19 protein-coding genes are annotated in these 19,901 nt (G+C 40.5%); 7 read left to right on the forward strand and 12 right to left on the reverse strand.

Annotated features, from left to right (window positions below; translation table 11 throughout):
• Positions 1-143 precede the first annotated feature (143 nt).
• Positions 144-953: a glucosaminidase domain-containing protein gene (locus MTN96_RS12190; protein WP_121637606.1), complete on the forward strand. Its 810-nt coding sequence runs from the start codon at positions 144-146 to the stop codon at positions 951-953.
• On the forward strand, positions 946-1,611 hold the full coding sequence (locus MTN96_RS12195; RefSeq protein ID WP_282452025.1) for a DUF2987 domain-containing protein: 666 nt from the start codon (positions 946-948) through the stop codon (positions 1,609-1,611). The genes MTN96_RS12190 and MTN96_RS12195 overlap by 8 nt, the downstream gene beginning before the upstream one ends.
• 52 nt (positions 1,612-1,663) lie before the next feature.
• On the opposite strand, the gene MTN96_RS12200 is transcribed toward MTN96_RS12195, so the two are convergent.
• The 3 genes from MTN96_RS12200 to MTN96_RS12210 form a co-directional block, all read right to left on the reverse strand.
• Entirely contained in the window at positions 1,664-2,668 is a 1,005-nt protein-coding gene (locus tag MTN96_RS12200; protein ID WP_024033435.1) for a LacI family DNA-binding transcriptional regulator, read from the reverse strand.
• A 63-nt stretch (positions 2,669-2,731) separates the two neighbouring features.
• On the reverse strand, positions 2,732-4,060 hold the full coding sequence (locus MTN96_RS12205) for a glycoside-pentoside-hexuronide (GPH):cation symporter (protein ID WP_054982646.1): 1,329 nt from the start codon (positions 4,058-4,060) through the stop codon (positions 2,732-2,734).
• A gap of 60 nt (positions 4,061-4,120) precedes the next feature.
• Positions 4,121-5,452 carry a GH1 family beta-glucosidase gene (locus MTN96_RS12210; protein ID WP_248531755.1) on the reverse strand — a complete coding sequence of 444 codons (1,332 nt, stop codon included), beginning with the start codon at positions 5,450-5,452 and terminating at the stop codon, positions 4,121-4,123.
• 523 nt (positions 5,453-5,975) lie between these two features.
• On the opposite strand from MTN96_RS12210, the gene MTN96_RS12215 reads away from it, so the two are divergent.
• Together MTN96_RS12215 and MTN96_RS12220 are read left to right on the forward strand one after the other, a co-directional pair.
• A complete protein-coding gene (locus MTN96_RS12215; RefSeq protein ID WP_248531757.1) occupies positions 5,976-7,250 on the forward strand; it encodes a sugar MFS transporter in 1,275 nt (424 codons plus the stop codon).
• Positions 7,250-9,802: an exo 1,3/1,4-beta-D-glucan glucohydrolase gene (locus MTN96_RS12220; protein WP_248531759.1), complete on the forward strand. Its 2,553-nt coding sequence runs from the start codon at positions 7,250-7,252 to the stop codon at positions 9,800-9,802. Before MTN96_RS12215 ends, MTN96_RS12220 begins: the two co-directional genes overlap by 1 nt.
• Before the next feature lie 49 nt (positions 9,803-9,851).
• Here the strand turns inward: MTN96_RS12220 and MTN96_RS12225 are convergent, their stop codons facing one another.
• On the reverse strand, positions 9,852-11,027 hold the full coding sequence (locus MTN96_RS12225) for a GGDEF domain-containing protein (RefSeq protein WP_096739484.1): 1,176 nt from the start codon (positions 11,025-11,027) through the stop codon (positions 9,852-9,854).
• Positions 11,028-11,157: 130 nt separating this feature from the next.
• Positions 11,158-12,051 carry a TIGR01777 family oxidoreductase gene (locus tag MTN96_RS12230; protein WP_248531765.1) on the reverse strand — a complete coding sequence of 298 codons (894 nt, stop codon included), beginning with the start codon at positions 12,049-12,051 and terminating at the stop codon, positions 11,158-11,160.
• 170 nt (positions 12,052-12,221) lie between these two features.
• Here MTN96_RS12230 and MTN96_RS12235 point away from each other — a divergent pair, with 170 nt between their 5' ends.
• Entirely contained in the window at positions 12,222-13,256 is a 1,035-nt protein-coding gene (locus tag MTN96_RS12235) for an AI-2E family transporter (protein WP_024033443.1), read from the forward strand.
• Positions 13,257-13,365: 109 nt separating this feature from the next.
• Here MTN96_RS12235 and MTN96_RS12240 read toward each other — a convergent pair whose 3' ends face one another.
• The 5 genes from MTN96_RS12240 to MTN96_RS12260 all read right to left on the reverse strand — a co-directional run bounded on the left by MTN96_RS12240 (position 13,366) and on the right by MTN96_RS12260 (position 16,493).
• Entirely contained in the window at positions 13,366-13,776 is a 411-nt protein-coding gene (locus MTN96_RS12240; protein ID WP_096041558.1) for a hypothetical protein, read from the reverse strand.
• Positions 13,763-15,100, reverse strand: coding sequence for an ATP-binding protein (locus MTN96_RS12245; protein ID WP_004586805.1), 1,338 nt, complete (start codon positions 15,098-15,100; stop codon positions 13,763-13,765). Before MTN96_RS12245 ends, MTN96_RS12240 begins: the two co-directional genes overlap by 14 nt.
• Positions 15,094-15,768, reverse strand: a complete 675-nt coding sequence (locus tag MTN96_RS12250; RefSeq protein ID WP_004586804.1) for a response regulator transcription factor — start codon at positions 15,766-15,768, stop codon at positions 15,094-15,096. The genes MTN96_RS12245 and MTN96_RS12250 overlap by 7 nt, the downstream gene beginning before the upstream one ends.
• 3 nt (positions 15,769-15,771) lie before the next feature.
• On the reverse strand, positions 15,772-16,035 hold the full coding sequence (locus MTN96_RS12255; protein WP_096041559.1) for a PepSY domain-containing protein: 264 nt from the start codon (positions 16,033-16,035) through the stop codon (positions 15,772-15,774).
• A 155-nt stretch (positions 16,036-16,190) separates the two neighbouring features.
• Positions 16,191-16,493, reverse strand: a complete 303-nt coding sequence (locus MTN96_RS12260) for a YciI family protein (RefSeq protein WP_004586802.1) — start codon at positions 16,491-16,493, stop codon at positions 16,191-16,193.
• Between the two features lie 186 nt (positions 16,494-16,679).
• Between MTN96_RS12260 and MTN96_RS12265 the strand changes: the two genes are divergently transcribed.
• The gene (locus tag MTN96_RS12265; protein ID WP_096041560.1) at positions 16,680-18,104 is read left to right on the forward strand and encodes a sodium-dependent transporter; all 1,425 of its coding nucleotides are present in this window, start codon (positions 16,680-16,682) and stop codon (positions 18,102-18,104) included.
• 70 nt (positions 18,105-18,174) lie between these two features.
• Here the strand turns inward: MTN96_RS12265 and MTN96_RS12270 are convergent, their stop codons facing one another.
• Complete coding sequence (locus MTN96_RS12270) at positions 18,175-18,816, reverse strand: CPBP family intramembrane glutamic endopeptidase (RefSeq protein WP_024033448.1); 642 nt, start codon at positions 18,814-18,816, stop codon at positions 18,175-18,177.
• A 67-nt stretch (positions 18,817-18,883) separates the two neighbouring features.
• Entirely contained in the window at positions 18,884-19,459 is a 576-nt protein-coding gene (locus MTN96_RS12275; protein ID WP_004586799.1) for an inner membrane-spanning protein YciB, read from the reverse strand.
• 172 nt (positions 19,460-19,631) lie between these two features.
• On the opposite strand from MTN96_RS12275, the gene MTN96_RS12280 reads away from it, so the two are divergent.
• Positions 19,632-19,901, forward strand: a complete 270-nt coding sequence (locus MTN96_RS12280) for an HU family DNA-binding protein (RefSeq protein WP_004586798.1) — start codon at positions 19,632-19,634, stop codon at positions 19,899-19,901.

The raw sequence follows: 19,901 nt of genomic DNA on the forward strand, positions 1-19,901 counted from the left end.
ACTTTAGCATTTTTTAGCAAAGCGTGGCCCTTAAAGAGTTACACACAGGGTGTTATTCGCGTTTATATAGTGGCTTAGGTATAATGGGGTTTCGTATGTGTGTGTATTACCCATGCATAATTGTTGTTTGAAAGAGAGACTACATGCTAAAAACCATTTTAAAGCTGTTACTAAGCGTATTTTTTTTATGGGCGCTTGCATATCCGTTTATGCAAAGTAATGAGCAAGAGGTTGAAGAACAAACCACAGGTGAACAACCTAAAAAAGTAAAGAAAAAAGAAAAACCCCTGCACAATGTTACCTTACCTAAATTTTCTGAATTTGCTGATGTAAAAGAGAAAAAACAGGCATTTTTTGATTTTATTCGCCCACATGTTGAGGCTGAAAATAAAAAAATATTACAGCAACGCGCTAAGTTAGAAATTGCGCGTATGATGCTTGAATACAACGAACCGCTCGAGAAAAAACAACAGCGCGACATCGTTAATATTTTAAAAGCCTATGGCTTACCTGAAACAGTAAACACCCTAATTTTAAGCCAAGCGCTGCGCCGTGTTGATATTATTCCTAAAGAGCTTGCGCTAATGCAAGCGGCGAATGAGTCGGCGTGGGGTACATCGCGCTTTGCACGCATAGGGCTTAACTTTTTTGGCCAATGGTGTTATTCAAAAGGCTGCGGTATGGTGCCAAGACGCCGCAATAGTGGAGCGGCGCACGAAGTTGCTGCATTTAAGTCGGTACGCGCGGCAGTAAGCTCGTATTTTAGAAATATAAACACGCATAATGCCTACAAAGATTTACGCCTGATACGCGAAGATTTACGACAACAGCAAAAGCCCATTGCGGCAACGGCACTAACGCAGGGTTTAATGTCGTACTCAGAGCGCGGCGAGGCCTACATAGAAGAGCTAAACACCATGATTAACCAAAACAGAGCTTACTTTGATGAATAAAAAACGACTCATAAATATTAACGCCATACTCATTTTATTAAGTTTGGCGGCAAGTACCGTCAATGCCAAAGAGTTTGTTATGTCGTACGATGGCTTTTACGATAGATTAAAAGTGGTTAACAAGGGCGACTTTCAGTATGCACGAGTTAACTTTTACATTAGCGATATTGCCACAAACGAGGCATGCACTATTAAAAGCGGCACAATTTTAACTGAAAATAACGAATACCCGCTTAATTTTACCGATAAAGCACAGTTACTTTTACCGTTTGATAAGCAGCTCGATACGGATAAAGCCGTTATTGTTGTAGAGCCACAAAACCCTGAGCACGATTGTCAGTTAAAACTGCAAATTGAGGCCAGCGAATTTGAAGGGCTTAGCTTAACTAAAGATTCGTTGTACACAATTAATAACGAGTTAGATGAACTTTTAACAGATTTATCAGGCTTTTTTGTTAGTAAACTTATGTGGTTTTTATTGCCTGAGCAAAAAGGCGTTGCTGTAACGTTTAAAGAGCCTGTGACCTTTAATAACCCACATATACAGTGCGAAAAATCAATCTGCTACTTTGCAGTACAGGATAACTGGGAAGATGACGTAAATCTGCTTGGTGATATAGAAAACGTAGTTAAAGTAACCCCCTGGATAGCAAAATAAGTTGCAGGGTTTAATAAAAACGGCGCTTAATATAGCGCCGTTTTTTTATGCGTTATTTTGGCAGTGTTTGGGTTGAATCACGTTTTATAAGGGTGGGTTCAAACACGCGGTTTATGTGTAAGTTTTTATACTGATACACATCTTGTAGCACCATTTTTGCAGCCATTTCACCCATTTCTTCTACTGGGTTATCTATGGTGGTAAGTGTAGGGTAAAGATAATTGGCAAATATAACGTTATCAAAGCCAATCACCGACAAATCGTTTGGTAAATTAAAGCCATGCTCACGGGCGTATTTCATAGCACCTGATGCCATTTCATCGTTGGCACACACTAAAGCACTAAACGGAATACGCGTGTTGAGTAGTTTTTCAAGGCCTTTGCTGCCACCAATTTCGTTAAAATCACCTTCGTAAAACAGCGCCTCATTAAAGGGGATGTTTTTTTCGTGCAGCGCTTTTTTATGTCCTTTTAAACGGTTTCTGGCATCGGCTTTAACTTGCGGCCCCGCAATATAAGCTATATTTGTGTGGCCTTGTTCAACAATAGATTTACTGGCTAAGTAGCCGCCGAGTTCGTTATCTAGGCTAATGCAGTTACTTTCAAGTGAATGTACGTATCGGTTAATAAGGTAAATAGGGGTTTTACCTTTACTTAGCTCAATTAGGTAGTCATCACTGACTGACTCTACATGTAAAATTAGCGCATCGCATTTGCGGCTAATTAAAAATTCAATGCCGTCTTTTTCTTTATCGTCTTCACTGTGACCGGTGGTAATAATAACGTGCTTACCCGCAGCGCGCAGGGCTGACTCGATGCCCGCCATCATTTGAGCAAAGAAAGGACCATGAAGCTCTGAGACCAAAATACCCACGCTGTTGGTTCTGTTTGAGGCAAGCGATTGCGCAATAGAGTTGGGCTTATAGCCCAGCTGCTGCATTGCATCGAGTACTTTTTTAGTGGTTTTTTCACTTACGCGGGTGTTTTTATTCATTACCCGTGACACTGTAGCTAACGATACGCCAGCAAGCTCCGACACTTCATAAATTGTGGCCATGTTATTGTTAACTCACTTATATCCTTTATTTTGGCGGGCAAATAATACCGTACCCACCAAATGTTAACTAGCACTAGTTTTTAGCGATGCCTGTATAGAGGCTAACTGTGCGTTATTGAGCGTGTATTTACGCATAATAAATGCAACAAACAAAGAACCAAACGCCGGTATAATAGTAAACGATAATAAAATACCCTGCTGCGTATCAAGGCTCTGCATTGTTTGCGCCTGATAATTATAAAAAGACAGCAGCCAGCCTGCAATTGCACCGCCTAACGCCACACCCATTTTTATAAAAAATATAACGCCCGAATACACAAGGCCAGTAATTCTTACCCCAGTTTTGTGGTGCCCGTAGTCTATGGTGTCGGCCATTTTTGCCCACAGTAGCGGGGTGGCCATATCTAAAAAAAACTTCCACAAAATAAAGGCAGCAAATGCCAAGGTAATGTTATCTGGGGAGATAAAATAGCTCGCAATACATATGCCCGCAGCGATTAACTGCAAACTAATATAGGCTTTTATTTTACAAAATCGCTTAGCCAACGGCTGAGCACACGCACACCCAACCATACTGGCAACCACTCCTAGGGTCATAAAAGAGGTAATTAAATCTTCTTGCCCTAAATAGTATTTAACGTAATAAACACCTAAGGTTAAACGTAATACTTGGCCAGTGAGTAAAAATAGCGCGGCAGCGCACAGGACTCGCCATTGATCGTTTTTAATTAAGGTTTTTAGACTTTTAAACAACGACAGATTTTGCTCAGGCGGTTGCTCTACGCGCTCTTTAGTACCAAAAAAACACAGTAAAAATAACACTAAGCCAAGCAAACTCATTGCCGTCATGGTGTATTGGTAACCTTTGGCGTTATCGCCTTGGCCAAAGTATTCAACCATTGGCATTGTACAGCCCGCAACAATAACGCCGCCTAACATACCAAACACAAAACGATACGATTGCACGCTAACACGCTCTTTTACATCGTTAGTGAGCACGCCACCTAATGCGCAATAAGGAATATTTATGGCGGTATACGCCACCATAAGCAAGGTGTAGGTAGTAAAGGCGTAAATAATTTTATCGGTGCCTTCAAGCTCTGGCGTGGTAAAAGCTAAAATACTAATAAGCGCAAAGGGCAGGGCAAGCCACAATAAATAGGGCCTAAAATGGCCAAAACGTGACTGGGTTTTATCGGCTAAGTTGCCCATCACTGGGTCGGTGATGGCATCAAACAATCTAACCACTAAAAACATGGTGCCTACCACCGCAGGAGAAAGCCCTACTACATCTGTATAGTAAAGCATTAAAAACATCATAACTGTTTGAAAAATAATATTACTTGCCGTATCGCCAAGGCCATAGGCTATTTTTTCTTTTACACTTATCATGATGTTAGGTTCTCGCTTTTTGATTTTTATTTATGCGATTAATTGAATAGCTTTTATTGGCTATTTACGGCTTTGTATCAAGCTTTTATAAGCTTGGCCACTGGCTTTTATAGTACGTTGCTGAGTTTTATAATCAACGTAAACAATGCCAAAGCGTTTTAAATAGCCCTCAGCCCATTCAAAATTATCCATTAAGCTCCATGCAAAGTAACCAATAATATTAACCCCTTGCGCTGTGGCATCGTGCACGGCATTTAAGTGGCTATGATAATAGTTTAGGCGATCTACATCGTTTACCTCGCCATTTTTAATGGTGTCGGGCATAGCTGCGCCGTTCTCGGTTATATAAATAGGCGGTAAGGTGTAGGTGTTATTAAGCGTTACAAGTAAGTCGGTAAACGACTGCGGGTAAATTTCCCAGCCCATGTCGGTTAAAGGGCCTTGTGGAGCAAGTGGCTCGTATATATCGCTAGGATGCGCTTTGTATACTTGGCGCGTATAAAAATTAATGCCTAAGTAATCAATAGATTGTGAAATTATGTCCATATCGCCTGGGTGGACTTCAGGCTGCTGATTGCTAGGAAGCTGTTTAATAATTTCTGGGTATTGGCCATCCATTATTGGTTTCATATACCATTGATTTAAATAATCATCGGCGTAACGAGCTGCGTTTATATCCTCTGCTGACTGCGTTAAGGGGTAGCAAGGTGTAAAATTAAGCACAATACCATTTTGAGTATTAGGCGAGGTGTGTTTTAACACATCCATTGCCAAACCATGGGCAAGCAATAAATGGTGCGCCGCTTTTTTACCGTACTCTTTGCCCACTAAACCTGGGGCATGTATGCCTACTTCGTAGCCTAAAAAGGCACTGCAAAATGGCTCATTTAGGGTCGCGTACGAAAATACCCGCTCGCCAAATGCTTGGCTAATAAGCTTTACATAGCGAGCAAATTCATAAGCTGTATCGCGATTTAACCAGCCGCCTTTATCTTCTAAATGTTGAGGTAAATCCCAGTGATATAGCGTTACAAACGCTTTAATGTTGCGCTTATTAAGCTCATCAAGAATATTAGTATAAAACTTTACGCCCTCAGGGTTTAGCTCGCCCGATAAGGTAATAACGCGCGGCCAAGAGATAGAAAGTCGATACGCATCTACTCCAAGCGAGTCTATTAATTCAATGTCGTTTTGCCACTGGTTGTAATGATCGCAGGCAACATGCCCATTTGAGCTGTCGGCTATTTTGTTGGGTGTATCGCAAAAGGTATCCCATATACAGGGCAGGCGATGCTCATACCCGCCTTCAATTTGAAATGATGCCGTAGCCACACCATAAACAAAGTTTTTTGTTAATAGAGGTGAATGAGATGGTAACGATAATTTTGTCATTAGTAACAAACCTTTTTAAACCTTAAATGCATAAATAGCCACTGTATTTACTGCGATGAAGCGTAAGGGCGCGTTTATAAAAAAATAAAACTTGTTGAAATATGTTACATGTTCGTATTTAATTACACGTGAAAGCGCTTACATTTTTAGATTAGTGTTAATTGATACGAAGGTCAACTCTTTAATGTTGCTGGGTTACACGGCAATTTTTAATAACGACTTTTGTGTTAGGGCGTATTGATCTTTGATGGTTGAATTTGCAGCTGTATGTTTGGTTTTAGGCAAGGCAGAGCCTATGAAGTGTGGTTATTCCCCATAAATAGGCGATAACGCAGCATAAATGCCAAACATGCGTTGCCCTTCGGGTTCTTTCTAGGGACGATTAGCTCTTTGTTGCTTGGTTTTTACTTAGCCCACTAGGTTACAAACCTCGCGCCGCGATTTAATCGCCCCTAGATTGAACAAATCTCAATCCGCAAAGAACAACACGCCCTAATTTATAATAATAAATTGCGGAGAGCCCATGGCCAGTTCAGCATCACTGACGACACACACACAGTCGCAAAACTTCCAAGATAAAAACTATGGTTTTGCATTAACTTCTTTAACTACTTTATTTTTTATGTGGGGATTCATTACCTGCTTAAACGATATTTTAATCCCGCATTTAAAAGCGGTGTTTAACCTAACTTATGTTCAGGCAATGCTGGTTCAGTTTTGTTTTTTTGGGGCTTATTTTTTAATGTCACTGCCAAGTGGCTATATAGTTAAAAAATTAGGGTATAAAAAAGGCATTGTAGTGGGGTTACTTATAGCTGCATGTGGTTGTGTGCTTTTTTACCCAGCCGCGGCACTACATAATTACCCGGTATTTTTGTTTGCTTTATTTGTTCTGGCAAGCGGTATTACCTTGTTGCAGGTTTCTGCAAACCCTTATGTAAGTTTATTGGGCGCCCCTAAAACAGCGTCTTCTCGCCTTACCTTAACGCAAGCATTTAATGCGCTAGGCACGACGGTTGCCCCTACATTTGGTGCATTTTTGATTCTTGATTCTGCCTCTGAAGCATTTTTAACGCCGGCACAAAATGCAGAATCGGTTCAACTTCCTTATTTACTATTAGCAGGCATGCTTATTTTACTAGCCGGTATTTTTGCATGGCTTAAATTACCAGACATAATGAATGAGCAAAAAGAAGCCGCTGAAAAGTCAGAGACAATTGAAGGTAGTGCATGGCAATACCGCCACCTAACCCTCGGTGCTGTGGGTATATTTATGTATGTAGGTGCAGAGGTTGCGATTGGCAGTTTTTTAGTTAGCTTTTTAGCACAAGAAAATATTGCTGGATTAAAAGAGCATGTTGCCGCTCACTACATCACATATTATTTTGGTGGAGCTATGGTGGGGCGCTTTATTGGTGCAGCGGTAATGCAAAAATTACCCGCTGGTAAAGTACTTGGCTTTAACGCAAGTATGGCTATTATTTTGGTGGTTATTGCCATGAGCACGTCGGGTCAATTAGCAATGTGGTCAATACTACTGGTTGGTTTATTCAATTCTATTATGTTCCCAACTATTTTTAGTTTAGCGTTAAATGGCCTTGGTAAGCATACCGCGCAGGGCTCTGGTATTTTGTGCTTGGCGATTGTAGGGGGTGCAATAGTGCCTCTTTTACAAGGTGCACTTGCTGATAGTGTGGGTGTTCAACTTTCGTATGTTTTACCTATTTTTTGTTACTTATTTATCGCGTTTTATGGTTTAAGCGGAAGCAAACCAGTTCAAGCTCAGGAGACTCTATAATGAAAACCCTTTTTTCACTTAATAAAATAGCACGTGCCTCATTAATTGCATCACTAGGCATTTTAGCGGCTTGTTCAAGTGACGGGACCACCACTCCTGAAGCTAATAATGCGCTGTCTAAAACAGAGAAAATTTGGCCAAAACTTAATATTGCCGTAAAACAAGACCCAAAAATTGAAGCTAAAATAGCTGATTATTTAAAAACAATGACACTTGAGCAAAAAGTAGCTCAAATGATTCAACCAGAAATTCGTGATATTACCGTTGAAGACATGCGCAAATATGGCTTTGGCTCATACCTAAACGGGGGCGGTGCGTTTCCTAATGGTGATAAACACGCAACACCAATGGACTGGGTAAAATTGGCTGAAGATTTTTATCAGGCGTCGGTAGATGATTCTATCGATGGCAGTAAAATACCCACAATGTGGGGCACTGATGCGGTGCATGGTCACAATAATGTAATTGGCGCGACCTTATTTCCGCATAATATTGGTTTAGGTGCGGCAAACAACCCGGCATTGATTGAGCAAATAGCAGCTATCACTGCGGTTGAAGTAATGGCAACGGGTATTGATTGGGTATTTGCACCTACAGTGGCAGTTGTGCGTGACGACCGCTGGGGCAGAACCTATGAAGGTTATTCAGAAGATCCTCAAATAGTACGTGATTATTCAGCCGCAATTGTAAATGGTTTACAGGGCAAGGCCGATGGCGACTTTTTAAGTGATAAACGTGTTATTAGTACCGTTAAGCACTTTTTAGGTGATGGCGGCACAGTCGATGGCGATGACCAAGGTAATAATATCGACAGTGAGCAAGATTTGTTTGATATACATGCCCAAGGTTATGTAGGTGGCTTATCGGCGGGAAGTCAGTCGGTTATGGCATCGTTTAATAGCTGGCATGGGGTTAAAAACCACGGCAATAAATACCTGTTAACCGATGTGCTTAAAACCCGCATGGGCTTTGATGGTTTTGTGGTAGGGGATTGGAACGGCCACGGCCAAATTGAAGGCTGTACAAACGAAAGCTGTGCACAGGCTGTTAACGCGGGACTTGATATTTTTATGGTGCCAACGGGCGCTTGGAAGCCGCTGTACGAAAACACCATAGCGCAAGTCAAAGCTGGCGAAATCAGTATGTCGCGCATTGATGATGCAGTAAGTAGAATTTTACGCGTTAAATTGCGTGCCGGTTTATTTGATAAACCAAGCCCGGCTAAGCGTCAGTTTTCGGGTAAAACGGAGCTAATTGGTGCGCAGCAGCACCGCGAAGTTGCGCGTCAGGCAGTTCGTGAATCACTTGTTTTACTTAAAAACAAAAACAATATTTTGCCTCTTGATGCAAACCAAACTGTACTTATTGCTGGCGATGGAGCCGATAACATAGGTAAGCAGTCGGGTGGCTGGAGTATTACTTGGCAAGGGACAAATAACAAAAATGCTGATTTTCCTGGTGCCACGTCTATTTACGCAGGTCTTGAAAAACAAATTACTGAGGCGGGTGGTCGTGCCATTTTAAGTGTGGATGGCTCATATGAGCAGCGCCCAGATGTAGCTGTTGTGGTATTTGGTGAAGAGCCTTATGCAGAAGGCCATGGCGATAGAGATAACCTTGAATTTGAGCGTGGTAATAAAAAATCGCTCGCGTTATTAAAGTCGTTAAAAGAGCAGGGTATTGATGTTGTATCGGTATTTATTTCCGGTCGCCCAATGTGGGTTAACAGTGAATTAAATGCCTCAGATGCATTTGTTGCAGCATGGCTGCCAGGTACAGAGGGTGGCGGTATTGCCGATGTTATTTTAAAAGCCAAAGATGGCAGCATTCAACATGACTTTAGCGGCAAGCTTTCGTTTTCATGGCCTAAAACAGCAGTACAAGCAACGGTTAATAAAGGCGATGACGATTACAGCCCATTATTACCGTACGGCTTTGGTTTAACTTATGGCGATAAAAATGTATTGGCTGATAATTTAGACGAAGACTCTCAATTAGATAACTCAGCACTCACTAGTATGGATATTTTAGTTGGCGCACCGGTTGCTCCGTGGCGTTTATTACTTAAATCTGGCGATGAGCTATTAGATGTATCAAGCAGTACTCATCAACTAGGTGCACTTAAATACCGTACTGAGGATAAAACTGTTCAAGAAGACGCGCGCCAATTTAATTTTAGTGGCGAGCAAAAGGCAAGTGCTGAAATAGTCACAAGCTTTGCAGAAGATACCATTACGTATTTAGAGGCTAATGGCGTTATTAGTTTTGATATTAAACTCAATGAGCCACTAACCGACGACGTAAACCTTGCTATGACTTGTTCAGGTGAGTGTGGTGGTGCGATTGCCTTGAGTAAAATGGTTGATCAATCCATCAAAAATAAATGGCAGTCGGTGTCGGTAGACTTACGTTGTTTTGCTAACCAAGGCGTAGACTTTGCAAGCCTTACAAGCCCGTTTAGTTTACATGCAAGCAGTAAAACCTCAGTGTCGGTAGCAAACATTCAGTTTGTGCCTAATAAGGCAGACTCTGCTGGGCTTAAATGTCAGTAATCATTTTGTTTTAGTGTGTATGTCAAAGCCCTTCAATTGAAGGGCTTTTTTATGTGCAAACCGGTTTGTTATTTATAAAAGGGTTTTGTGCAGATTCATATATAACTTTGTCGCGTCCTGTGGCTTTAGCAATATACAAGCGCTTATCTGCCGCACTAAGTAGCGATTTAAAAGAGCTTGTTTGAGTATCGCTGCATGCCACTCCTGCGCTTATTCTTAAATAAATGGTGTTGCCGTAATAGCTAAAGGGCTTGTTTTTAATGTTTTTTCTGAGGGTGTTTGCCGCGCACTGTGCCTCATTTAAAGTGCAGTGGCTAAGTAAAATTGCAAACTCTTCGCCGCCAACACGTGCGGTAACTGCGCTGTTAGAAAAAAGCGCTGCAATATGCTGCGAAACCCATTTAATTGCCTCATCACCTGCATCGTGTCCGTATTCATCGTTAACGCGCTTAAAAAAGTCTATATCGACCATAATAATGCTAAGGGGATGCTCGGCATTATTTTTATTAAATAACGTATTGGCCACTGCATTTAAACCGCGTTTATTTAATAGCTGGGTTAATGGGTCGCGATTAGCAAGGGAGTTGAGCGTATGCTCTGTATTGGCAAACACTAAAAAAGGCAGCAATAGGGCGGCGCTAGTGGCAAGTATTAAGTGTACAGCCAAAGTAAATTGCAAAACAGAGGCAAAATTAAAGTTGAGCGCAGTAAAAAACGGCAACAGTAATAAAACTCCCTGTATTAGCATAACGAGTGCGTGCAGTAATAGGCAAAGCAGTAGCATACGTTGTTGTAATTTTGCTATAAAGCGGGTGCTTAAAACAATATACGAGGCATACAAAAATAAGCCTGCCACAGTTAAACTAACCAATACTTGCTCTGCTGCGGTGTTGTAAACTACGAGTAAAAAAACCGCAGCCACGATGAGCAAATAGCTAACTTGCCTGCATATGCTTTTATTTAAAGGACTGAGTGCTTTTAATCCCATAATTAAAAAAAGTGGGCAAGCAATAATAAATAGACTGGCAAAGTAATGGGTAATAAACGGCCATGCAATGATCACGCGTAAGCTTGCGCATAGTATGGCGAATGTAAAGGTGGTACAAGCTAGGCCAAAATATAAAAAACTAGTTTGTTTTTTATATTGATAAATAGAGATAAAATACAGCCCAATTATAAGGTTTAAAATAAAAGAAAGGCTTATAACGGTTGGTAAGTGCAGCATAGAAAGGTTCTTTTATTATAAAACGACTATTTTAATGGAGACTAGATACTAAAGCTTACATTAATTACAGTAACCTAGCTTAAAGTAGTATTTTTATAACCTTTATTAGGTGTATCTATGCTGAATACACCTACTTTATTAAACTTCTTAGAGCCGAATCTATATCCGTAAAATGAAAACGGTAATTATGCGCTAACGCTTTTTTGGGTATTACATATTGCCCAGTAGTGAGCAAATCAGACATTTCACCCATTAACATTTTTAACACAGGGCTTGGCATGGTTAGGGCCGCAGGGCGAGACAATGCTTTACCTAAACTTTTGCTAAATACTTTATTGCTAACAGGGGTGGGTGCAGTAGCGTTAATTGGCCCGCAAAGCGATGTGTGTTTTATAATAAATAAAATCAGTTGAATCATGTCATCAATATGAATCCACGACATACCTTGCTCCCCATCACCAATGGGGCCACCTGCAAAAAATTTAAACGCAGGAAGCATTTTACTTAAAGCGCCGCCGTTTTTGCTAAGTACAATTCCCGTGCGTAATAAGCACACCCGTGTTTTATCACTTTGCGCTTTTAGTGCCGCGTGCTCCCACTCTTTACATAGCTGATGGCTAAATTCATCATTTACATCGTCGGTGTCCTCATCTACGGGGGTATCGTCTTGGCGGCCATAATAGCCAATGGCACTACCAGATATAAATGTAGCAGGGGGCGTGCTGCAATTTAAAATAGCATCGCTGATTTGCGTGGTAAGGTTTATTCTGCTGTTTTTAATTGTTTGTTTTTGTGCCTGGGTCCAGCGTTTGTTGACGATAGGTTCGCCGGCTAAATTAATTACAGTATCAACATGGTTAAAATTAACCTCATCAACCGTGCTTACTACATCAATATTATGACCAAGCAATACATGGGCTTTGGTTTTATTTCGGCTCAGTACGGTTACTTTATGATGATGCAGCAAAAAAGGCGTTAAGTGTTTACCTATTAGGCCTGTAGCGCCTGTAAAAAAAATATGCATAAAAATCTTACCAATTTTAAGTGTACGATTTGTTTAAAATGTATACTATTTAAACTATCTTAATGCAAATTATTACGTTAACTAAAAAACAACGATCACTTTGTAAATATTTCATTTAATTAGTTTTTGCCTTACACTAAAGCGAATTTCATAAGAAAAGGATTGGCGCGTTGGCAAGTTTAACTGGCGTAAATAAAAGCTTAATAATATTTGCAGCCCTGGTGGTTGTATTAGCCGGTATTAAGGCCGCAAGTGTTATTATTATTCCCTTTATTTTGGCGGCGTTTATTGCCATTGTATGCAACCCGCTGATCACATTTTTTGGCCGCTATCGGATCCCTAAAGGGGTTTCTGTTGTTATTGTGGTGCTTATCATTGTGGGCTTAGGTGTAAGCTTAGGCGGGCTTGTAGGGCAATCAGTTAACGACTTTTCTCAGCAACTTCCTGAATATAAAGCCCAGTTACAAGAAGAGTTTGTTTGGCTGGTCGATCTTGCATCGCAATACAATATCTTAATCGATAGAGATCAAATTCTCTCTATGTTTGACCCAGGTAAAATGGTTGATGTAGCCACGAATATGCTTACCGGCTTAGGTGGCGTAATGGCAAACATGTTTTTAATAATTTTAACTGTGGTGTTTATGCTTTTTGAAGGGCCTGCATTAAGCAAAAAAATTCATATGGCACTTGCCGACCCAGACAGAAAAATGGAGCAAATTGACCGCTTTTTGGTTTCTATTAATTCGTATTTAGCAATTAAAACATTGGTGAGTTTAGCCACCGGTATTATTGCAGCATTTTATTTATGGATTTTAGATGTTGACTACTTTGTGCTGTGGGGCGTGTTGGCCTTTATGTTTAATTATATTCCTAATATAGGTTCTATTATTGCCGCAGTACCAGCTGTATTGTTAGCACTGATCACACAAGGGCCATTAACAGCCGGGCTTGTAGGTGCAGGGTATTTAATTATTAATACGGTAATGGGTAACATTGTAGAGCCTAAATTCATGGGTAAAGGGCTTGGGCTTTCTACCTTGGTGGTGTTTTTGTCGTTAATATTTTGGGGTTGGTTATTAGGCACTGTAGGCATGTTGCTATCGGTACCGCTTACCATGATTGTTAAAATAGCCCTAGAGGCAAGTGATGAAGGGCGCTGGGTTGCCACGCTACTTGGTACTGGAGAGTCGATAGACGATAAATAATATCAATTGGTTTTCATAGCTTAAAATTGCGTATTTGATTAAATATTTGATACAAAAAAAGCGATTAATACACAGTATTAATCGCTTTTTTATGGGTGTTAATCCCCGTTTAAAGTGGCTTTTTAAGCACTTGAGTAAACTGTTCAATAAGTGCAAGTTCACATAATTTGTAATCAATAGCAGCTTGGCTGGCATTTGGCAGTTTTAATATATAGCGCCATTGGCAGCTTGCTTCAATATACTTTTGGTGGTTGTCGACGCTGCGCTTAAACAACATCAGTATTTGCGTATTTCCGCTTTGCTCTTCTAATTTAGTGAGTTCATATTTACGTTTTTGAACCCAAGTACCCTGATTGTATTTAGCCTGATTTATTTGGGTGTCTAAACACTGCGTATAGCGTTTAGTTTGGCTTGGCGTTGCGTTTTGCTCAAGCGTACACTGTGCTTGCGCACTGGCACTGGCATTAGCACTTAGGGCTAATAGGCTCGCAAGTGTGATTAAAAGGCTATTTTTTATCATTGTAATTAAACTCTAAAATAAATTGTGCGCCGCCCAAGGTGTCCGACTTATTAATCGTTAAGTGACCGTTATAAGATTTAACCAAGTCAGAGACTATCGCCATACCAACACCGTGGCCGCTTTCATAAGTATCAAGGCGGGTACCACGGGTTAATAAAGACTCGCGTTTATCCTCGGGTACACCGGGTCCATCGTCACTAATGCCTATGCACAGTGTTTTACTTTGAATAACTTGTATTTCTACTTGCGAGCGACACGCTTTACAGGCGTTATCAATTAAATTACCCAGTAATTCCATTAAATCTGTTTGGTCACCTAAAAAGTAATCTTTATCGGTCACGGTACAATTAAATATAATGTCTTTATCGCGGTATACCTTGGCCATTGCACTTAAAATAGAATCAACCACAGGTTTAACTGGAGTTTGTTTTTTCCATGTATCTGAGGCGCCAGTAGCTGCACGTTTTAACTGATGCTCGATCATCACATTTATTCTATCAAGTTGCTCTTGGGCATCGGCATCATTAGCAAGCGGGCTTGATTTTAATACCGCAAGGGGCGTTTTTAATGCATGTGCTAGGTCACTTAAAGAGGCTCTGTAGCGCTCTTTTTGACGTTGCTGCGACTCTAGTAATAAGTTTAGGTCTGATTTAATTGTTTGCAGCTCTACAGGGTATAAGCCTTTAATTTCTTGAATATCGCCCGACTCAATGGCTTTTATTTCTTTATCAAGACGTTGTAACGGCCGGCCGCTCCAAATAAAACCAATTGCCATTAAACCGGCAATCGCAATACCCATTATAAACATCCAATCGACTAAGGTTTGTTTAAAGCCATCCATTAACCTTAGCAATGCATCGTTTCGTTTGAGTAATATAAAACGTGCCTGCTCAGATTGGTCAATATTATTTAAAATGACCGTTAGGCTTAATTGCCAGTAAACCGCATTGTTGTAAACTACACGTCTAAAGTCGGCCGCACCTGCTTTAGGCTCTATGTACTCGGGTTTAAAGTTTACGTTTACAGCCGACTCTGAGTGCCACACAGGTACATCATCGCGGTAAATCATGGCGTAGGTATCTGAATTTAAGTTATTAAGCTCAGGCGTTAAAATTGTGCTGGGCATAATAATGCCGCGCTCAGTAAAGTCGACTTCAGAAATAAGGGAGTATAAGTGGGCTTCTAGATTTTTTTCGGTGGTTTCGACTAATGAGGCGTAATACGCTTTACCAATCGAGTAAAACAAAATAGGCAGTGCCACCAATAAAACAAAGACAAGGATAAATCCTTGCCTTATTTTAAGCGATATTTGCGATGCTACCACTGACTTTTAAGCCTGTAACCACGCCCACGTAGTGTTTCTACTGGGTTTAATGTGCCTTCAGGGTCTAATTTTTTACGCAGACGAAGTACAAATACTTCGATAACGTTAGAATCAAGATCGAAATCTTGGTCGTAAATGTGCTCAGTAAGTTCTGATTTAGAAATTACTTTTTGCGGGTTAACCATTAAATACTCAAGTACTTTGTACTCATAAGCAGTAAGGCTAAGTTCTTTGTCGTTAACCCAAACTTGTTGCGAGCGAGTGTGAATTTTAATTGGACCCGCTGTCATTTCAGGGTTTGCTTTACCAGCACTGCGGCGAATAAGTGCGTTACAACGCGCAATTAATTCTTCAACATGAAACGGCTTGGTTAAGTAGTCGTCGGCACCTGCATCTAGGCCTTCAACTTTGTCTTGCCAGCGGTCGCGCGCCGTTAAGATTAAAATAGGGATCGTCACGCCTTGTGCACGTGCTTTATTGATTAGCTCAATACCGTCAATTTTTGGTAAGCCTAAATCAACCACCGCCATATCTAGCGGGTATTCTGTAATATGGAATAGGCCAGCTTCGCCATCGTGACATAAATCAACACTGTAACGTTCTTTCTCTAAAGCATTACGTAGGTTGTCTGCTAAGTGTAAATCATCTTCTATAACTAAAATTCGCATTTGCTAATCCTTTTTCACTTCGCCGGTTTTTTTATTTATATGTAAATCAACGACGTGGCCGTCAGATTTGAGTATACGTACAGTATAAAATTTTGCTTGTTCTGTAATTTTTAAGGTTTTACCGTCAGTTTCTTCTTTTGCAAGTATTACGGCTTTCTTTTTGCTGATCTCAGTTTTTTTAACTGCTTTGGTAGCAGTCGAACTTGCGTGTACGGCGCCACTGACGCTAATACAGGCAATTAAACCAAGGGTTAATAATACACGCATGACGGGAACTCCTAGATCAAACCCAGCTATTCTAATTAACTAAGCTACTAAAACTCAAGTAAAAACGTCCAATATGCGCTTTTACGTTGGCCAGCTTAATTAATTAGCAGTGAACCAACCCTGAATTAAATAACGTTTTAAATTCAGGGTGTTCGTTACGCTGGTAATACTTTTTTATATGGTTTTACAACGGTGTTTGCGTAAACGCCGGCTGCAACGTATGGATCAGAGGCTGCCCATTCACGTGCTTTTTCAAGTGAATCAAATTCGGCAATGACTAATGAGCCTGTAAATCCAGCATCTTGCGGGTCTTCACTGTCGATTGCAGGCAGTGGGCCGGCAACAAGTAAACGGTTTTGAGAGTCAAGTTCGCTTAAACGTGCTAAGTGGGCGGGGCGGGCTTCTTTTCTAAGCGGTAAGCTGTTTTCAACGTCGGTTGAATAAATCATGTACAACATAGTAATTCTCAAAAAAATGTTAAGTTTAATAACGCAAATACTAGCACAACGTTGATAGTTGGTGAACAAATTACCGTTAAAGCTAGGTTTACAGTTATTAATTATTTTTAGTGTGTAATTGCTTGAAAAGCGCGGCACAACACTGGTAGAGTCGCTTGAATAACTTAAAAATAACAAGGTTAATACATGAGCAATAATAGAGAGCATTTTAGCTCCCGTCTTGGCTTTATACTGGCTGCAGCAGGTTCGGCAGTGGGTATTGGCAACTTAGTAGGTTTTCCTGTGTCGGCAACTAAAAATGGTGGTGGTGCATTTTTACTTGTATACGCTTTGTTTGTTGCTTTTATTTGTTTACCGGTAATGATGGCTGAAATGGCCATGGGTCGTAACGCGCAAAAAGATCCACTTGGTTCGTACAAAGCGCTGGCAAATAACGACAAAAAATGGAAGTTTGCAGGCTTTTTGGCTGTATTAACGCCGTTTATGATTGCCGTATTTTACATGGTTATTACCGTGTGGATTTTTGGTTACTTAAGCCAAACCGCCATGGGTAATTTAGATGCATTGGCAAATCCGAGCCATTTTGGCAGCTTTATAAATAGCTACACTGTTTTTGGCTACATGGCTGTGGTCGTTATTATTGTTAACCTTATTTTATTGGGTGGGGTTAAACAAGGCATAGAAAAAGCCGCTAAGTTTTTAATGCCGGCTTTATTTGTTATGTTGCTTGCCCTTGTAGCGTATGTATTAACGCTTGATAACGCCATGGCTGGTGTTAAATATTATGTTATTCCTGATTTTTCTAAAATGAGCGCCAGCGTGCTTAATGGTGCACTAAGCCAAGCGTTTTTCTCACTATCGCTAGGTATGGGTATTTTAATGACGTACGCCTCTTACATATCTAAAAAAGATGACATTGTTGGCAGTGCTAAAATGGTGGCTATTACCGACTCATTAGTGGCATTTGTTGCCGGTTTAATGGTGTTACCGGCTATATTTAGTTTTGATCCTAATACCGACCCAGCCGCACTTTCTGACTCATCTGTATCGATGATATTTGTATACTTACCTAAAATTTTATTAGCACTACAAAATGACATTGGTTACTTTGGCGCGTCTGCAGTGGCGTTTTCGTTCTTTTTATTAGTGTTTTTTGCAGCGATTACTTCGCTTGTATCAATTGTAGAAGTACCTACAGCGACCCTTAGCGACCGCAAAGGGATCAGCCGTAAAAAAGCCTTAGGTATTTTAACGCTAGCCACCGGTGTGTTAACTATATTGTGTACTATGTCGTTTGGTATGGTTGATAGCCTAACGTCGTTTACTAGTTACGGCAGCGGTAATAAAAGCTTTTTTGATATTGTTTATGATGTATTTTACGACACTATATTGCCACTGAATGGTTTAATGGTGTGTTTATTTGTTATGTACCGCTGGAAAAAAGCGCGCCTAACAGATGAGCTAAGCCAAGGCTCACCAAATTACGCCGGTAGCTTTATGGAGAAATACGTTAACTTTTCGCTTTCTACGTTTATTCCGGTTATTTTATTAGCCATATTTATTAACACAGTAGCGACTAAGTTTTTTGCCTTTAAGTTATTTGGATTTTAGGCTAAAAGAAAGTTTTCAAAAGCCGCGTATTAACGCGGCTTTTTTGTGTTTAGAATAGCGGCTTAGCTTGTTAGCTTATAGCTCCTGAGTCTAATGAACTGCCAATCCCCAGTGTAAACATCCACAATCCCCATAAGCTATGCTCAATTACACACACTATGGTTGAGCGGCTTTGCGCGTAGGTAAACGAAAATAATAACCCGCCTAAAAATGCTAAGCCTACAGCCACCCAATTGGCATACACAATATGGGCAAGGGCAAACACCGTTGCGCTTACCACTATACGCACTCTTTTTTTGGGCATAATGCGTTTATAGCGATGAAAAAAGTAGGTTCTGAAAATTAGCTCTTGTGGTAATACCGACAGCAGCGGGTATAGTAGCAGTAAAAGTAACCAGTTATAAAATGAGTGCAGCGGCATACTAAACCAATTCTCTTGATGAATAATGCCGTAAAACACGCCTGAAAAAAGCGCTCCTAAAAAAAAGAAACTAAATAAACGGCGCTTTACCGCAGAAAACTGCCCCAGGCTTGTAAGTCTAAATCGCTTAAAGTGAGGGTCGTTCAGTAATAACATGCAGCACACACTCATTAAAACAATCAGTGCGGGTATTAGCCAGTTAGCTAGGTAACTACGAAGGGTAAAGCCTATTAAAGGCAATAAAACAAATATTAGGGTAAATTCAAACCAGCGGTATTGATTGGCGTTCAAGGTCGTCTCTGATTGATTTTTTTTACACGCTATCAAGCAAAGACGACATTTTTATGACGAAGGTGTTTTACTTTGCGGGTTCTTCTTCATCAGGGAAGTATTTATACAAAGCAAAAATAGTGATCAAAATACTCACAAAAGTAATGGCCATTAAGCCAAACACTTTAAAGTTAACCCAAAAATCGAGTGAGAAATTATACGCAATGTAAATATTCAGCACTGCAATACCTGCGGTAATGGCAACCCACATTAAGTTAAGCTTATTCCACACCGGCTCAGGTACTTCAATCGCCTGTTTAGAGTCGTTGGCGTTTTCGAGGATTGAGCTAAGGGCTTTTTTAACAAGATTTTTATTCAGCACGTAGCGGCTAATTAATAAGGTAAGGCTTAGGCCGGCGTAAATTAACGTGGCTTTCCATTTTATATACTGCTCATCGTGGAGTACTAAGGTTAATGTGCCAAACACCGCTGCAATAGCAAAAAATAGCCATTGGCGGGCAGGTACATGGCCGTGCTTAAAGTAGCTATACGCAACTTGAATAAGCGTAGTGACCATTAAAAGGCCTGTTGCCCAGTAAATATCAACTAATTTAAATACCGCAAAAAATAATATTAGCGGGATGTATTCAATCAATGCGTGCATATACTACCTAAATTATACAAAAAGAAGTCAGGGAAGTTTTTACCACATAACACTAGGCAACTACAAGGTTGACTTGTTGCCCTGTAAGCCTTAGCCTGCGTGGCTTTAATTATCCATCATCAAATTCCCACGCTTAACCAACACTGATTAAGTGTGCATTTAGGAGCCTACAATGAACAAAGCACAACTTGTTGCCCAAATAGCCAAACGCAGTGAACTAACAAAAAAAGACACACAAGCAGCCCTAACTAGCTTACAAAAAGTAATTACTAAATCGTTATCTGAAGGCGACCAAGTGCAAATTAATGGATTTGGTACATTCGCTTTAAGCTACTACCCAGCGCGCACTGGCCGTAACCCACAAACAGGCGAAAGCATTGAAATAGAAGGCGCTAACAAACCCGTATTTAAACCTGCCAAAGCATTAAAAGATCTCCTTTAA

The organism is Pseudoalteromonas sp. 2CM28B, assembly GCF_023161935.1.